Origin of the sequence: Kitasatospora sp. HPM-01-4, assembly GCF_051374625.1 — a bacterium.
GTDB lineage: Bacteria > Actinomycetota > Actinomycetes > Streptomycetales > Streptomycetaceae > Kitasatospora.
Genome location: NZ_JBPQGP010000005.1, coordinates 183,754 through 198,255, shown reverse-complemented (window position 1 = coordinate 198,255; position 14,502 = coordinate 183,754). Strand labels below are relative to the sequence as shown.

Genomic DNA, 14,502 nt, shown 5'->3' with positions numbered 1-14,502 from the left:
GTGAGGGAGCGACGGGTGGTCATGGTGCGGGGGGACAGGCGCCCGGGAGTCGGCGGCTGGGCTGCCGTCGGCCGGTGCCAGCTGCTGTCACTGGCAGCGTTCGCGGTGTCCGCCACCGGTGCCCTGGTGGTGTGCGCGCTGCTGCTGCTCCCGATCGCCGCGGGCTTTCCCCTGCTGCCACCCGCCGCGGCGGCCCTGCGCAGGCTCTCCGACCGCTACCGGTCCTGGACCGTCCGCTGGACGGGCACACACATCAGCCCACCCGAACCGCTCGTCCGCGAAGCCTCCGGGAGCTTTCGCGGGCGGGCGGCCGCCGTCCTCGGCGACGAGGGGTTCTGGCGCGACCTCGGCTGGGCGTGGCTGGAGCCGTGGATCGGCGGAGTGCTGGTCGCGGTGCCGCTCGCGCTCGTCGACTACGGGGTGTTCGGCGTGCTGGTGCAGCCGTTCATCTGGCGGCTGATCGACGACGGCAACTGGTACGCCTTCATCCCCGTCCACTCCACCGCCACCATGCTCGCCGCCCTCCTCCTCGGGCTCACGTTCATCGCGGCGGGGCTGCGCCTCGCCCCCGTGGCGCTGAGGCTGCACGGCGGCTGGAGCCGGCGTGCGCTTTCCGCGCCGTACACCACCGAACTCGTCCGCCGCATCGAGCACCTCACCGACACCCGCGCCGACGCACTCGATACCCAGGCGGCCGAACTCCGGCGCATCGAGCGGGATCTGCACGACGGGGCGCAGGCCCGGCTCGTCGCCCTCGGCATGACCCTGGACGAGGCGACCCGGCTCCTGGACACCGAACCGCAGGCCGCCCGTGAGCTGCTGCTCGAAGTACGCGCGACCTCGGCCCGGGCGCTCCAGGACCTCAGGGACCTGGTCCACGGCATCCACCCTCCGATCCTCGCCGACCGCGGTCTCGGCGACGCCGTCCGGTCCCTGGCGCTCGACAGCTTCCTCGACGTCCACGTCGAGACCGATCTGCCCGGACGGCTCCCGGCACCCGTGGAGTCCGCCGCCTACTTCGCGGTCGGCGAGCTCCTCGCCAACGCGACCAAGCACTCCGGCGCCCACGAGGTGCGCATCCTCCTGGAGCACGAGGACGGCACACTGCGAGTCACGGTCACCGACGACGGCCGCGGCGGTGCGGACGCCTCCCGGGGAAGCGGACTGCACGGCGTCCAGCGCCGGTTGAGTATCTTCGACGGAACTCTCGCCCTGCACAGCCCGCAGGGCGGACCTACCACCGCGACCCTGGAGATACCGTGCGCGTCGTCCTCGCCGAAGACCTCTTCCTGCTCCGGGACGGGCTGACACGGACCCTGCGGGAGCACGGCTGTGAGGTGGTCGCGGCCGTGGACAACGGTCCGGCCCTGCTGCGCGCACTGCTCGACGAGGCGCCGGACGTCGCCGTGGTCGACATCCGCCTGCCGCCGACCTTCACCGACGAAGGCCTGCAGGCGGCCCTCCAGGCCCGGCGGATACGCCCGGCCCTGCCCGTCCTGATCCTCTCCCAGTACGTCGACCAGCTCTACGCCCAGGAACTGCTGGCCGGAGGCCAGGGCGCGATCGGATACCTGCTCAAGGACCGGGTCACGCACACCGCGCAGTTCATCGACGCGGTACGCACCGTCGCGGCCGGCGGCACGGTCATGGACCCCCAGGTCATCGCCAGACTCCTGGCCCGCAGCGACGCCAGGGGAAACACCGCGCAGCTGACCCCGCGCGAACACGACGTGCTGGAACTGATGGCGGAGGGCCGGTCGAACGTCGCCATCATGAACGCCCTGCACATCGGTGAGAGCGCGGTCGCCAAACACACCGCGAGCATCTTCGCCAAGCTGGGGATCGAACCGTCCGCCGACGACAACCGCCGTGTCCTGGCCGTCCTGGCCTACCTCAAGCGGTAGCGGCCGGACGCCGAACCGAGGTGCTCGACGGACCGCTACGCATCGGAACCGTGCAGCCAGACCCGCAGCGGACCGATCGCCTCAAACCCCTGACGGAGCGCGGCATCCAGGTCCTGACCGTGCTCGTAGCCGACCACCGGCAGGGTGGGGAAGAGCCGGTGCACCGTGTCCAGCACCCCCGGCCAGGCCGCCTCGGCGCCGCCCTCCAGGTCGAAGACGTTGGAGATCCCGACCACGTGGTCACTGCGGCTGGCCACCGCGCCGGCGGCCACCCGGCCGTCGGCGGAACGGCCGGCCAGCACGAACGTGGCCGGGGCGTCGAGAAGTTCGGGGCGGAAGAGGTCCGCGTTGCCCTCCCCGCCGTCCCAGGCGAGGGCCCAGGCCCGCAGTGCGTCCGGGCTGCCGGCCACGTCCCAGGTGAGATCCGGCGCGGTGGCGGGAGGGAGCGGCGGGCGGTGGATCCACTGCGCGTCGAACAGCACCCGGAAGCCGGCCTCTGTGAGGTCGAGGTCGGCGAAGCTGTCCTTGACGCTGGCGCCGGGCACGGCGGTATCGATCCGGTCCGCCAGTGCGGCCGCTCCGGCGCCCGGCGCCAGTGTCACCGCGTCGGGGTAGTAGAGCGGCGTCCGGGCCGGGGCGGCCCAGGCCTGCGGCCCGAACTCGCCTGCCAGGCCGTGCGACCGGCTCATCGTCGCGCACCACTCGGCGTTGTTGCGTGCGGCCGCCCGGACCAGGAACTGCTTCGTCATCGTCACGAGTGACCATGCTGGTCCGTCCCGGCCGGTTCCGTCGACCGGTTTCGGCGACCGGTTCCGGCGGGGCCGGGCACGGTACGGGCGGGGCCCGGCAACCGGTGGTCCGCCCTCAGGGCTACCGTGCCGACCCGGTCAGCGGACCGGCACGGTAGCCGTGGGCTCCGTCGGTGTCAGCGTCCGCGCCGCAGCGCGGCGGTCGCCGAACGGCCGAGCCAGACCCCCAGCAGCGAGGCCCAGGAGTTCTTCGGCATCCCGGTGACCGGACTGACCCTGGTGGACCCGAAGTTCTACCACCTGGACACCGCGATCGCCGTCCTCGCCGAGAACGAGGTGATGTACTACCCGGCGGCCTTCACCCCCGGCAGCCGCGCGGTGCTGCGCGAGCTGTTCCCGGACGCGATCCTGGCGACCGACGCGGACGCCGCCGTCTTCGGCCTCAACGCGCTCTCCGACGGGCGCCACGTACTGCTTCCCGAGTCGGCCACCCACCTGATCGGCGAGCTGCGCCGACGCGGCTTCGAACCGATCGGAGTGGACCTCACCGAGCTGCTCAAGGCGGGTGGCAGCGTCAAGTGCTGCACCCTGGAGCTCCGCGACCGGTGACCGGCCGGGGATCCGGTCCGCCTTCGCCGCCTGCCCGGCGGCGAAGGCCGCATCGGTGCGTGCGGGACGGCTAAGACCGACCGGCAATAGGGAGCGTGGATCAAGGAGCGGGGCGAGAGCCGAGTCTGGGCGTGCATCGTGAGGAGAGCGCAGCGGCGCTGCGCGCGACGAGGGATGTGCGTCCAGGCGAGAGCTATCGGCACGCGACGCCGCGGGCCCTATTGCCGGTCGGTCTAAGCCCGGTTCGGCGCTCCGTAGGACGAGCTCGGGTCCCTAGTGGTCGAGTGCTCTGCCGAGGAAGGACCGGATGTGCTCGGCGACCGTTTCGAGATGGCTTTCGAGCAGGAAGTGGCCGCCGTCCAGGAGGTGGACCTCGGCGTCGGGAACGTCGTCCCCGAAGGCGATGGCTCCGGCCGGTCCGAAGATTCCGTCGTTGCGGCCCCAGACGGCGAGCAGCGGAACCCTGCCGGCCCTGAGGTACTCGTGCAACCGCGGGTAGACCGCGAGGTTGGTGACGTAGTCGCGGAACAGCCTGAGCTGGACCAGGTCGTTCCCGGGACGCTGGAGCAGCGCGGCATCGTGGTACCAGGTGTCGGGGCTGACCAGGCTGGGATCGGGGACGCCGTGCAGGTACTGCCACTTGGTGGCCTCGAGCCCGAGCGCGGGCCGGATCGCGGCCTCGGTCCGCGGATTCGGGTCCTTGGCGTAGGCCCAGACGGGCTTCCAGAAGTCCTCGACGAAGCCGGCCTCGTAGCCGTTGCCGTTCTGGGTGATGATCGCGGTGATGGCGTCCGGGTTGTTCAGCGCGAGCCGCCAGCCGATGGGTGCGCCGTAGTCCTGGACGTAGATCGCGTACCGGTCGATGCGGAGCTGGTCGAGCAGTCCGGCGGTCAGCTCCGTCAACGCATCGAAGGTGTAGTCGAATTCGTCGACCCCCGGAGCATCGGACAGGCCGAATCCGAGGTGGTCGGGGGCAATGACGTGGTACCGGTCCGCGAGGGACGGGATGAGGTGGCGGAACATGAACGAGCTGGTCGGAAAGCCGTGCAGCAGCACGACGTGCCGGGCGTCGCTCGGTCCGGCCTCCCGGTAGAACAGCTGCCGCCCCCGTACGGTGGCGTAGCGATGGTGAACGGCCATCCGATCCGACCTCCTGCCGGGGATTCCGAAGCAGTTCCGGGCCACTTCGCAGGCTAAGCGAATCTCCCGCCGGCAGCCATTCATGACTCCGGGCGGTGCGCCGCGGCAGGAGCCGGCCGTACCCGGCGCATCGGGTACGGCCGGCCGTCGGCCACCGCCGTGCGGTGCGCTGCCGCCGGGGCGGGCACTCAGAGGTGGCGTGCCACGAAGTCGGCCACCCGCGTGCCGAGTTGCTGTCCCGCGCGGTTGTCGATGGAGGTGTGCTGGCCGGTCCAGATCCGGCTGAGCCACGCTTCGGTGGCGGCGTCCTGGAAGCCGGCGAAGGTCCGGGTGACGCCCTTCGAGGTCACCGAGAGGCGGTGCTGCGCGCCGTACAACCCGGCGAGCGTCGTCGCCGCCGCCTGGCTGAGAGCGCCGTGAGCACCGGGGTAGGACGGATCCGGGGCGGTCGGCAGCAGAGGGGACCAGCCGGGATCGCCGACGATGCGCGGGTTGTAGTGCGTGTTACCGAGCCGGATGGCGGTCACGGGCCGCCACACACGGTAAGCGTACTTGGCGTCGTACATCGCGATCGCGGTGTCGGCGAGGGACAGGTCCAGCCGGGCGAAGACCTTCACCGCCTTCTCCAGGCCGGTGTTCTCGGAGATGACGAGGTTCTGCGCGATCTGGTTCCAGACGTTCCAGACGGGCGCTGCCGCCCAGAACTTCCCGGCCGCGGTCTGATCGGGGGTGCGGGTGGTACTGGTTTTGCTCCCCAGGCTCTTGACCTCGTTCAGCGCGGTGGCGTACTCGGCGCTGCCCACGGCCGGCGGCGCCGCCGGGCGGAACTGGCTCCCGCCGGTGAGCACGAAGGGCTTGACCGAGCCCCAGTCGGTGAACACCGGGGTGGGGAAGTCGGTCGGCGTGGGCCGGTAGTCGCCGGCCATGGTGCCGGGGCTGAACCGCGGCGGCGTGGCCGAGGACCCGTCATGGGACCGCAGGGCGACGAGCCGGCGGGCGACCTCGGCTCCGACGCGAATGCCCGCCTGTTTGCCGGAGCCGTCGGGAATCGCGGACAGCTGGCCGCTCAGCCGCTGGTCCACACCCGCGCGCTTGGCCGGGTACAGGGCGGCCAGCACATCGTGGGCCGCCTGGTCCGCCGCGGCATCCGCACGGGCGCCCCGGGGCGCGGACACCGAGAACAGGTAGGCCGGGCCGGACCGGGTGATCGACACCACCGCGTCGTACTCGGCGGCCTGGAGGAGCGCGAAGCTGCGCGTGGGGTGGACGGTGGACGGTTGGGCCTTCGGATCGCCCAGGATGGTGATGAGCTCGCGGTTCCACTCCACGACCGGCATCCCGGACCCCGGGGCGGCGGCGGGCAGCGAGGGCGAGTGCGCCGCGGTGGTGGCGGTGGACCCGAAGGCCGGGCCGGTGAGTCCGGCCGCCAGCGCGGTTCCGATCAGTACGGCGAGTGTCTTCTGCTTTCCACCCATGGCCTGTGGCTCCTTGTCGCGGGTGGCGGGCCGTGGCAACCGGTGGTCATACGGCTCGACCACTTCGACCACGTGGGCCACTGCGGGCCAGACGGTCGGCGGACACCGCGGATCGAGCGGGGAGTCCGCATCGCGTGCTGGAAGGAAGTACCCCGGATGCCTGCTCCGGAGTTCGACGGGAAGTGTGAAGCCGGTTCCCGTACGCCTGATTCCTGTGCTGGAAAAGGGTCGTCGGAGAATCGCGACCGGACTCGCCGGGATACCGGCCCATGAGGCGGCACGCGTCATCCGTACCAAGGTCTCGGTGTTGACCGGGCTTGAACGGTCAGGCGGCCTGATCGCCTTTCCGCGTCGTCAAGGCCGCTTGCCAGGTACAGAGTGCGGGTACCCGGCCCATGCCGCAACCCGGGCCCGGCGGTCATCGGCCTACCGCCGGGCACCCGGAATCCCCGGAACCCAGGACGGCGAAGGGCGGCCCCTCCCGGCGGGAGGGGCCGCCCTTCGCCGTCCGCGCCGTCAGCTCACTTCTTGGCCCGGCCGATGTCCCAGAAGCGGAAGACGCCCGTGGCGTCGACCGTGTTCTCGACACCGGTGACGTTGCCGCGGGAGACGTAGAACGACTTGCTCTGGAACAGCGGGACCAGCGGCACCTGGTCGGCGACCGAGTTCTGGATCTGCGCGTAGACGCCGCCCGCCGCACGGTCGATCTGCTTGATGCCGTCCGGCACCAGCTGCTGCGAGACCTTCGGGTCGTTCCAGCCGGTGTGGAAGGTGCCGCCGTCGACCAGGAGCGGGCTGATGAAGTCGTCCGGGTCCGGGTAGTCGGAGCTCCAGCTCACCAGGTAGGCCTGGTAGGCACCGGACGCCCAGCCCTGGGTGTACTTCTGGAAGTCGTTCTCCTGCTGGAGGGTCACCTGGAACAGGCCGCTGTCCTCCAGCTGCTTCTTGAGGGTGTTGATCTCGCGGTCGGCCGAGCGGCTGCTGGACGAAGCGAGGTTGAGCTTGATCGGGACCGGGGTCTGGACCTTGGCACCGGCGAGGATCTGCTTCGCCTTGCCGACGTCCGGGTCTCCGTACTTGTCGAAGAAGGCGGTGTTGTGCCCGGTGATCCCGGCCGGGATCAGCGAGTAGAGCGGATCGACGGTCTCGGCGTACGCGTCACGGGCGAGCGCCTTGCGGTCCACCAGCTGCGCCACCGCCTGCCGGACGGCCAGGTTGCCGGCCGTGGCGTCCTTGGTGTTGAAGGCCAGGAACCGGGTGTCGCCGCTGTCCCCGGTGGTCACCTTGAAGTCGCCCTTGCCGGCCAGCTGGTCGTCGTTCAGCTTGGCGGTGGTGGCCGGGGGGAGGCTGTTGCTGTCGACGAGGTCGAGGCCGCCCTTGTCCAGGTCCGCCTTGATGTCCTCGGACGCGTTGTAGTAGCGCACCACGAACTTGTCGTTCTGCAGCTTGACGTCGCCGCCGTACTGGCTGTTGGCGGAGAGGGCGACCTTGCCCAGGGCGTGGGTCTGGCTGCCCGCCAGGTCCTCGATCGAGTCGATCTTGTAGGGGCCCGAGCCGACCATCTTGTCGTTGGAGAGCAACTTGTCGGCGGGGAAGACCTGGTGGTCCACGATCGACCCGGCGGCGGAGGCCAGCTTGGCGGGCAGCACCGCGTCCGGCGACTTCAGATGGAAGACCACCCCCCGGTCGCCCTTGGCCTCCACCGACTTGACGGTGGAGAACAGCATGGCCGGACCGTCCGGGTCGTTGATCTTGAGCATGCGCTGTATCGAGAACACGACGTCCTCGCTGCTCAGCGGGTCGCCGTTGGAGAACTTCAGCCCGTCGCGCAGTGTGCACTCGTAGGTGAGCGCGTCCGACCCGGTGAAGTCGCAGGACTTCGCCGCGTCGGGCTGCGGCGAGGTGGCGTCCTCGGGGAACTTCAGCAGCGACTGGAAGACGTTGTCGAGCAGCAGCCAGGAGCCCGAGTCGTACGCACCGGCCGGGTCGAGCACGTTGGTGGTGTTGACCGTGCCCATCGTGATCGGGCCGTTGTTCGACGAGCCGCCCGTGACGGCCTTGGTGGCCGAGGCGCAGCCGGCCACCGTGGTCGCGACCAGCGCGGCACATCCGAGCGCGGCCAGTCGATTGGCTGAGGTCATGCGGATACGTTCCTTCTCCTGCGGGTCCGCCCGGATGCCGATGACTGCCGCCCGGTGCGCCGGGATACGGCGAACGCCTGCGGTTCCGTCCGACCGCACTGTCGGAACGTCAACGGGGTCTCCCGTGACAGCGATGGCACGGCGGGGATTGTCGATCATATGTTCGTGCTAGGCACTGGTCGGGATGTAGCGTGCCATATGGACATTTCCGAATTGCACCGGCAGGTGAACAATGCGAATTGGCGGCGGCCGCTCGGCGCCCTGTAGCCGAAAAGTTGTCAGCTAATGTCCGGTTTATTCATCTTCGGTGAGAGAGCAAGCTCACAGTGCGCCAGAGGGCGTGGATCCAGCGGAAGGCCCCTGCTCGGCAGCCCTCGTCCTCGCCGTCCTGCGGCAGGTCGGTCACGGGACGGCGGCCACCACGTCGGACCCGGGCGGCGAGCACCGAGCGCCGCGGCTCACCGGATCGGCCTGCTCCGGTCAGCTGGGCACGGTATGTTCCGGGCCCGGTCCGCGGCTACGGCGGCCGCCGTGGTGAGCATCCCGGCGCCGCTGCGGTGGACAGCTGCGCCGCAACCGGCGAGGAGTGCGGCCGGTGGGATCCACGGACCGCGGATCCGCGCCGCATGATCCGGGATTCGCTCGCGCCGCGGCTGGCGTTTGGACGATGATGTGGTCCGTCTGGCGGGCCGGGTGGCTGGGCCGGGTGGGGGAAGGGAGCGTGTATGGAGATGATCAGTACCGGCTTGGACGGTCGTCCGTGGCCGGAATTCCTGTTCGACCGCCGCCCGGTCCTGGTCGTCCCCGCCGCCCCCGGCCGCCTGCCGGCTCCCGAGGACGGCTGGGCGGACCGTGACACCGCTCTCGCGTTGACCGCCGGTCCCCGGCCGTCCTGGTCGGCCGTCCTGGACGAGTCCCGTCTGGTCATCCACCGGCCCGGCGGCGAGGCCTGGTTCGACGGCGAGATAGGCGTCACTCGCGAGTGGCGCCGCGCCGTCCGCGCGCATCGCACCCTGCTGCTGGTCACCGGTCCGTTCGCCAACCCCTTCGAGTTCACGGCCGCGGTCGGCGCCGGCCGGCTGCTCCTCCTCACCACGCCGATCCGGCTCGACAGCGGTATCTGAGCGACAGCGGTATCCGAGGCAGCGCCCCTCGAACCGTCGGCCCGGCCGCTGCCCTCCGGCCGCTGTGCTCCGGCTGCGGCCGACTGTTCGGTCCCGGGGTGATCCCGCCCTCCCCGGCGGGCCCGAGGGGACCGCGGAGGAAATCCGGCCGGCGGATGTCGAGAAGCGGCTTCCGGCTCCGACAGACCGGGTGAGCGGTGCCCCACAGGCACCGCGGCCACCGATCGGGAGGGTTTGAACATCATGCGGAAACTCGTGCAACAGGCCGTCGACCAGCTGGTCGAGTCCGGGGCCGAGCAGGGGCTCCAGGTCGCGGTGTACCGGCACGGCGAGCTGGTGGTGGACGTGGTGGCGGGTCTCGCCGACCCCGGGACCGGCCGTCCGGTCACCTCGGACACCCCGATCTTCAGCGCCTCGACCGGCAAGGGCGTGACCGCGACCGTGGTGCACGTCCTTGCGGAGCGCGGCGCCCTCGCGTACGACACACCGATCGCCGAGCTGTGGCCGGAGTTCGGTGCCCACGGCAAGGAGAAGGCGACCGTCCGGCACGCCCTGACCCACTCGATCGGCGTCCCGGCCCTCCCGGGCGGCATCACGCCCGAGGACCTGGCCGACTGGGAGGGGATGTGCGCCCTGATCGCCGGCACCGAGCCCTGGTGGGAACCCGGCACCAGGACCGGCTACCACGCCGTGACCTGGGGTTACGTCATGGGTGAGATCGTCCGCCGGGCCACCGGCAAGCCGATCTCCCAGGTCCTGCGGGAGGAGGTCGCCGAGCCGCTGGGGATCGCCGACGAGCTGTTCCTCCGGGTGCCGGACTCCGAGCTGAAGCGGCTGGCCCGGATGGAGGACGCGCCCGGCAGCGCCGAGGTCCTGGCCTCGATGCCCGCGGACCTGCCGCTGTTCAAGGCGACCCCGCCGGCCGTCCTGCCGAACGCCGAGTACGGCAACAGCACCGTGGTGCTCACCTCCGAGATCCCGGCCGGCGGCACCATGACCGCCCGCGCGGTGGCCAGGATGTACGCGGCACTGCTCGGCGAAGTGGACGGCGTCCGGCTGATCTCTCCCGAGCGGCTGGCCGAGGTCTCCGCCCTGGCCACGTCCGACGTCGACCAGATGGTCGGCTTCCCGCTGCCGCGCGCCCTCGGCTACAACCTCGGCCGGCCCGGCGCCGACCCGCACGAGACCCCGCGCGTGTTCGGCATGGTCGGCATGGGCGGAAGCGCGGCCTATGCGGACGTCGAGAACGGTCTCTCCTTCGCCCTGACCAAGAACCGCTTCTTCCCCGGCCCCTCCGCCGCCGTCGACCGGATCAGCGAGATCGTCGCCAAGGCGGCCGCCGCGAGCTGACCCCCCCAGTCTCAGTAGCCGCTCAGGAGGGTCCGCACCCGGCGCAGGGCCTCGGGCCCGACTGCGCTGTGCCAGCGTGACGGGTCCGCGGGGCGCCGTCCCCACAGGAGCAGGACCCGCACAGCCGCGTCGCTCTCGATCGTGGCCGGGCCCTCGGGGGCGGCCAGCCGGATGCTGCCGCCGTCCGGGCCCGAGGTCACCACGACGTCGTCCGTGCCCGGGGTGCGCAGGCGGTCCTCGAACCGTCCGGCGGGCCCCGGGTCCAGGGCGGCGGAGCCCCGCGCCAGCAGTGGCCGACCGACGGACACCACGCTGTGCTCCGTCATCCACGGCTCGTTGAGCGCCTGCAGGGCTGTTCGGTCATCGCCGGTCAGGTCCCAGCGGTGCAGGATCAGTTCCTCGCGCATGTGTTCCGCGAAGAAGGGAGCCTTCACGGTCCGGCCGGTCCACCTCACCTCGGTCTCCGGTGACAGGTCGGTCGCGGCGGCCGCAGTGACCTCGGTGAGCTGCTCGCACCGGGCGATGAACGCCGACCAGAGCTCCGCGTCGGACATCCGCCGGTAGGGGGCCTCCCGATCGAAGCCCCGGGTCTCGACCGGCGTTCCCGCGAGGAAGGCCTGGAGCACCCGGGCCAGTTCCTCGGCGTTGCCCGCCAGGTGGGCCACGACGTCACGTACCGTCCACGCCTCGCACCAGGTGCCGTCGTCGGGTCTTCGTGCCTGTACCGCGTGGAGGAAGGGGACCAACTCCGGAAGGGTGCCGCTGACATGGGATGGGATCATGCGCCATGGGTATCCCTGCGGAGCGGGCGGTCAAACCACCGTCGGTACCGGTCGCCCTCCCGCACCGCTCCGGGCAACCGGGCCTCGAACCTCGCAAGGGCCGCCCGGGCCTCGCCGCCTCTCCACCGTGCCGACTCGCACCGGCCTCAACGATGCACCGGCCTCAACGACGAACCGGCCTCAACGACGCACCGGCCTAAAAAGAAGCCCCGCCCTCAACGGCGGCCCCGGCCGTCCATGCCCGGGCGCGCGGGCTCATCCACCCGCCGCCGGGGTGGAAAGCCGCTCACGCCACCACTCCACCGTGGCCTTGAGCTGCTCCTCGACCGGGGTGGCGCGCACCGCGAACGCGGACTCGTAGGCAGACGAGTCGATCACGAACGGCCGGTCGAACTGGTAGCGGACCTCCCGCAGTTCGCGGATCAGCGGTGAGAAGACCGACGCCAGGCCCAGCACCGCCGACGGCAGCCTCCGCACCGGGAGAGGACCCGAACCGGCCGCGACGGCGATCCGCTCGACCATCTCCCGGATCGACAGGGCGGGGGCGGTGGGCACGTGCCATGCCCGTCCCCAGGCCCGCTCCTCGCCCGCGAGCTCGACCAGCGCCCTGGCCACATCGGGGAGATAGGTCCAGCTGTGCGGCGCGTCCGGGTCACCGAGCACCGCGACGGGCTTGCCGCCCAGCAGGCGCGGCATGACCCGCGAGGCCAGGTGGCCCCCCTCGGTCACTCCGGGCCCGAAGAAGTCCGAGGCGCGCACCTCGACCGCCCTGATGCGACCCGCCTCGTGCAGTGTCCGCGCCTGCTCCCAGGCCGCCGCCCGCACCCGCCCCTTCGGGCCGGTCGCCGCGAGCGGCAGGTCCTCGGTGAGGGGACGGTCCACCGGGCCGTAGCCGTAGAGGTTGCCCAGCATGACCAGGACGGCTCCGGTCGCCTCGGCCGCCGCGCAGAGCGACGAGGCCAGCGGCGGCCATTCGGTCGCCCAGCGATGGAGGGGCGGCGCGGCGCAGCCGTAGATGGCGGCAGCGCCGCGGGCGGCCTCGATCAGCTGCTCGGGAGTCCTCGCGTCCAGCGCCAGATGCTCGATGCCGGGCGTCGGGGGACGGCCCGACCTGGTGACCACGCGGACCGAATGTCCTTGCTCGGCCAGCAACCGCGCGGTGGCCGCCCCGGCGGGCCCGTATCCGACAACCACATGAAGACTCACCCGCACACCTTAACCCGGCCCCTGGAGCTCGTAACACGGCCATGATCAAGGGCTGTTGATCCGATGTCGGCAGAACGGCCCGCGTCGGCGGGCGAAGAGCGCCGATTAGGGGGAGAAAGTCGACGAATCGCCAGAAGCGTCCTATATCACAGCATAGTTGAGGCACGTTCAGCCGCATCGGGGGCCGGTCGGCGACGGCCGTGCTTCCACGGCGCGCTTCGCGATGCGCCGCCGAGTCCGCGGCCGGGTGACCGTGACGGCCGCCCGGCCGCGGTCGGCTATCCGCCTCGGACGCGCCGGGATCACCGTCCGCGGCGGCCTGCGGCGGGCCGCGTCAGAGCGCGCGGTCGAGCAGGGCGAGCAGCTCGCGCCAGTGGCGCTGCTCCGCTTCGGCGTTGAACGCGGCGGTGTCCGCCTGGGTGAAGCCGTGCTCGGCGTCCTCGTACACCTCACTGCGGTAGCGGACACCGGCGGCGTCCAGGGCCTTGTCGAGGCCGGCGATCTGCTCGGGCGGGAGGGCGTGGTCGTGGTCGGCGTGCCCGAAGTACAGCTCGGCGGTGATCCGGTCGGCCAGCAGGTGCGGGCTGTCCGGGGCCTCGGTGGCCAGGCGGCCGCCGTGGAAGCCGGCCGCGGCGGCGACCCGCTCCGGGAAGGTGCCGGCGGTCCGCAGCGCCAGCCCGGCGCCCAGGCAGTAGCCGGTGAGGCCCACCGGCCCGTCCGCGACCAGCGGGGAGTCGGCCAGCCAGTCGAGGTAGGCCTTGGCGTCGGACATCGCCAGTTCCGGGGTGAGCGAGCTGAGGATCGGGCCGAGGGCCCCGAAGAGCTCCGGCCGCTCGGAGACGTCGATGAACTCCGGCAGGTCGATCACCGGCGCGCGTCCGTGCCGGTAGAAGACGTTCGGGACCAGAACGGTGTAGCCGGCGGAGGCGATGCGCTCGGCCATCTCCTTCAGCCGTGGGCGCAGGCCGAAGGCGTCCATGTAGAGCAGGACTCCGGGGTGCGGGGTGTTGTCGTCCGGGTGGGCCAGGTAGGCGTCGGCCAGGCCGTCCCTGGTCGGCAGGTCCAGGGAGGTCGTGCGTACCAGCGTCATGAGCGGGTGTTGCTCCTTCTGCCTCCGGCCCTGCCCGATGTCGAGGGCAGGGCCTTCGTGTCCTGAGCGGTCGGGATCAGCATGTCATCTTTTTGACGCTCCGCCAGACGGTTGAACTCGATGCCCTCACACCACGAGGGTCGACGGAACGTTCCGGCCTGGCTCAGGGCGGGCGCGGCCGGGCGGACGTCCGGCTCGGAGGCCGGTCGGCCGTATGTCCGTTGCCTAAAGATTTTAGGCAAATGCATAATGACTGTCGCCGGATGGGAGAAACGTTATGGTTCGAGCAGGGCTGACCACGGAACGCCTGACCAGGGCGGGGGCGGAACTGGCCGACGAGGTCGGCTTCGATCAGGTGACCGTCTCGGCGCTCGCCCGGCGGTTCGACGTCAAGGTCGCGAGTCTGTACTCGCACCTGAAGAACTCCCAGGACCTCAAGACCAGGATCGCCCTGTTCGCGCTGGAGGAGCTCGCCGACCGGGTCGCCGTTGCTCTGGCCGGGCGGGCCGGCAAGGACGCCCTGGCCGCCTTCGCGGACGCCTACCGCGACTACGCCCGGGAGCACCCGGGCCGCTACGCCGCCGCCCGGCTCAGGCTCGACCCCGAGACCGCGGCTGCCAGCGCCGGAGTCAGGCACGCACAGATGACGCGGGCGATCCTGCGCGGCTACGACCTGGCGGAGCCGGACCAGACGCACGCGGTCCGGATGCTGGGCAGCGTCTTCCACGGCTACGTCAGCCTGGAAATGGGCGGAGGCTTCAGCCACACCGCCGTCGATCCGCAGGAGTCCTGGTCCTGGATCGTGGACTCCCTCGACGCCCTGCTGCGGAACCGGGCCACACCCTGACCATCGGGCCGCACCGCCATCGGCGGCCCGCCGCGCCGCGCACCGGCGCATCCGAACAGACCGCAAGATCCGACCGACAGGCTGA

The 14,502-nt window shown here is 71.4% G+C and carries 12 protein-coding genes and 1 pseudogene; 6 read left to right on the top strand and 7 right to left on the bottom strand.

Annotated elements, in window-relative coordinates:
• Positions 1–1,308 (top strand): sensor histidine kinase, encoded by a 1,308-nt coding sequence (locus ACSMTC_RS01390; RefSeq protein ID WP_436557762.1) that lies wholly within the window; start codon positions 1–3, stop codon positions 1,306–1,308.
• On the top strand, positions 1,260–1,904 hold the full coding sequence (locus ACSMTC_RS01385) for a response regulator transcription factor (RefSeq protein WP_436557761.1): 645 nt from the start codon (positions 1,260–1,262) through the stop codon (positions 1,902–1,904). The genes ACSMTC_RS01390 and ACSMTC_RS01385 overlap by 49 nt, the downstream gene beginning before the upstream one ends.
• Before the next feature lie 35 nt (positions 1,905–1,939).
• Here the strand turns inward: ACSMTC_RS01385 and ACSMTC_RS01380 are convergent, their stop codons facing one another.
• A complete protein-coding gene (locus tag ACSMTC_RS01380; RefSeq protein ID WP_436557760.1) occupies positions 1,940–2,653 on the bottom strand; it encodes a hypothetical protein in 714 nt (237 codons plus the stop codon).
• Between the two features lie 231 nt (positions 2,654–2,884).
• On the opposite strand from ACSMTC_RS01380, the pseudogene ACSMTC_RS01375 reads away from it, so the two are divergent.
• Positions 2,885–3,262: pseudogene (locus ACSMTC_RS01375) on the top strand (dimethylarginine dimethylaminohydrolase family protein); the annotation flags it as partial.
• A gap of 273 nt (positions 3,263–3,535) precedes the next feature.
• Here the strand turns inward: ACSMTC_RS01375 and ACSMTC_RS01370 are convergent.
• The 3 genes from ACSMTC_RS01370 to ACSMTC_RS01360 form a co-directional block, all read right to left on the bottom strand.
• Entirely contained in the window at positions 3,536–4,402 is an 867-nt protein-coding gene (locus tag ACSMTC_RS01370; protein WP_436557759.1) for an alpha/beta fold hydrolase, read from the bottom strand.
• Positions 4,403–4,590: 188 nt separating this feature from the next.
• A complete protein-coding gene (locus tag ACSMTC_RS01365) occupies positions 4,591–5,877 on the bottom strand; it encodes a vanadium-dependent haloperoxidase (RefSeq protein ID WP_436557758.1) in 1,287 nt (428 codons plus the stop codon).
• A 521-nt stretch (positions 5,878–6,398) separates the two neighbouring features.
• Positions 6,399–8,018, bottom strand: a complete 1,620-nt coding sequence (locus ACSMTC_RS01360) for an ABC transporter substrate-binding protein (protein WP_436557757.1) — start codon at positions 8,016–8,018, stop codon at positions 6,399–6,401.
• A 725-nt stretch (positions 8,019–8,743) separates the two neighbouring features.
• Here ACSMTC_RS01360 and ACSMTC_RS01355 point away from each other — a divergent pair.
• Both ACSMTC_RS01355 and ACSMTC_RS01350 read left to right on the top strand, forming a co-directional pair.
• Positions 8,744–9,142 (top strand): hypothetical protein, encoded by a 399-nt coding sequence (locus ACSMTC_RS01355; RefSeq protein ID WP_436557756.1) that lies wholly within the window; start codon positions 8,744–8,746, stop codon positions 9,140–9,142.
• Between the two features lie 243 nt (positions 9,143–9,385).
• Complete coding sequence (locus ACSMTC_RS01350; protein WP_436557755.1) at positions 9,386–10,492, top strand: serine hydrolase domain-containing protein; 1,107 nt, start codon at positions 9,386–9,388, stop codon at positions 10,490–10,492.
• Between the two features lie 11 nt (positions 10,493–10,503).
• On the opposite strand, the gene ACSMTC_RS01345 is transcribed toward ACSMTC_RS01350, so the two are convergent.
• The 3 genes from ACSMTC_RS01345 to ACSMTC_RS01335 form a co-directional block, all read right to left on the bottom strand.
• A complete protein-coding gene (locus tag ACSMTC_RS01345; RefSeq protein ID WP_436557754.1) occupies positions 10,504–11,274 on the bottom strand; it encodes a maleylpyruvate isomerase N-terminal domain-containing protein in 771 nt (256 codons plus the stop codon).
• Between the two features lie 255 nt (positions 11,275–11,529).
• A complete protein-coding gene (locus ACSMTC_RS01340) occupies positions 11,530–12,480 on the bottom strand; it encodes an NAD-dependent epimerase/dehydratase family protein (protein WP_436557753.1) in 951 nt (316 codons plus the stop codon).
• Between the two features lie 334 nt (positions 12,481–12,814).
• Positions 12,815–13,570 (bottom strand): dienelactone hydrolase family protein, encoded by a 756-nt coding sequence (locus ACSMTC_RS01335; protein ID WP_436557752.1) that lies wholly within the window; start codon positions 13,568–13,570, stop codon positions 12,815–12,817.
• Positions 13,571–13,847: 277 nt separating this feature from the next.
• Between ACSMTC_RS01335 and ACSMTC_RS01330 the strand changes: the two genes are divergently transcribed.
• On the top strand, positions 13,848–14,417 hold the full coding sequence (locus tag ACSMTC_RS01330; protein ID WP_436557751.1) for a TetR/AcrR family transcriptional regulator: 570 nt from the start codon (positions 13,848–13,850) through the stop codon (positions 14,415–14,417).
• Positions 14,418–14,502 lie beyond the last annotated feature (85 nt).

What these genes read in the sequence shown, in the direction of transcription:
- ACSMTC_RS01380 (WP_436557760.1), bottom strand. Translation starts at nt 2,653, where the DNA reads ATGACGAAGCAGTTCCTGGTCCGGGCGGCCGCACGCAACAACGCCGAG.
- ACSMTC_RS01370 (WP_436557759.1), bottom strand. Translation starts at nt 4,402, where the DNA reads ATGGCCGTTCACCATCGCTACGCCACCGTACGGGGGCGGCAGCTGTTC.
- ACSMTC_RS01365 (WP_436557758.1), bottom strand. Translation starts at nt 5,877, where the DNA reads ATGGGTGGAAAGCAGAAGACACTCGCCGTACTGATCGGAACCGCGCTG.
- ACSMTC_RS01360 (WP_436557757.1), bottom strand. Translation starts at nt 8,018, where the DNA reads ATGACCTCAGCCAATCGACTGGCCGCGCTCGGATGTGCCGCGCTGGTC.
- ACSMTC_RS01355 (WP_436557756.1), top strand. Translation starts at nt 8,744, where the DNA reads ATGGAGATGATCAGTACCGGCTTGGACGGTCGTCCGTGGCCGGAATTC.
- ACSMTC_RS01350 (WP_436557755.1), top strand. Translation starts at nt 9,386, where the DNA reads ATGCGGAAACTCGTGCAACAGGCCGTCGACCAGCTGGTCGAGTCCGGG.
- ACSMTC_RS01345 (WP_436557754.1), bottom strand. Translation starts at nt 11,274, where the DNA reads ATGATCCCATCCCATGTCAGCGGCACCCTTCCGGAGTTGGTCCCCTTC.
- ACSMTC_RS01335 (WP_436557752.1), bottom strand. Translation starts at nt 13,570, where the DNA reads ATGACGCTGGTACGCACGACCTCCCTGGACCTGCCGACCAGGGACGGC.
- ACSMTC_RS01330 (WP_436557751.1), top strand. Translation starts at nt 13,848, where the DNA reads ATGGTTCGAGCAGGGCTGACCACGGAACGCCTGACCAGGGCGGGGGCG.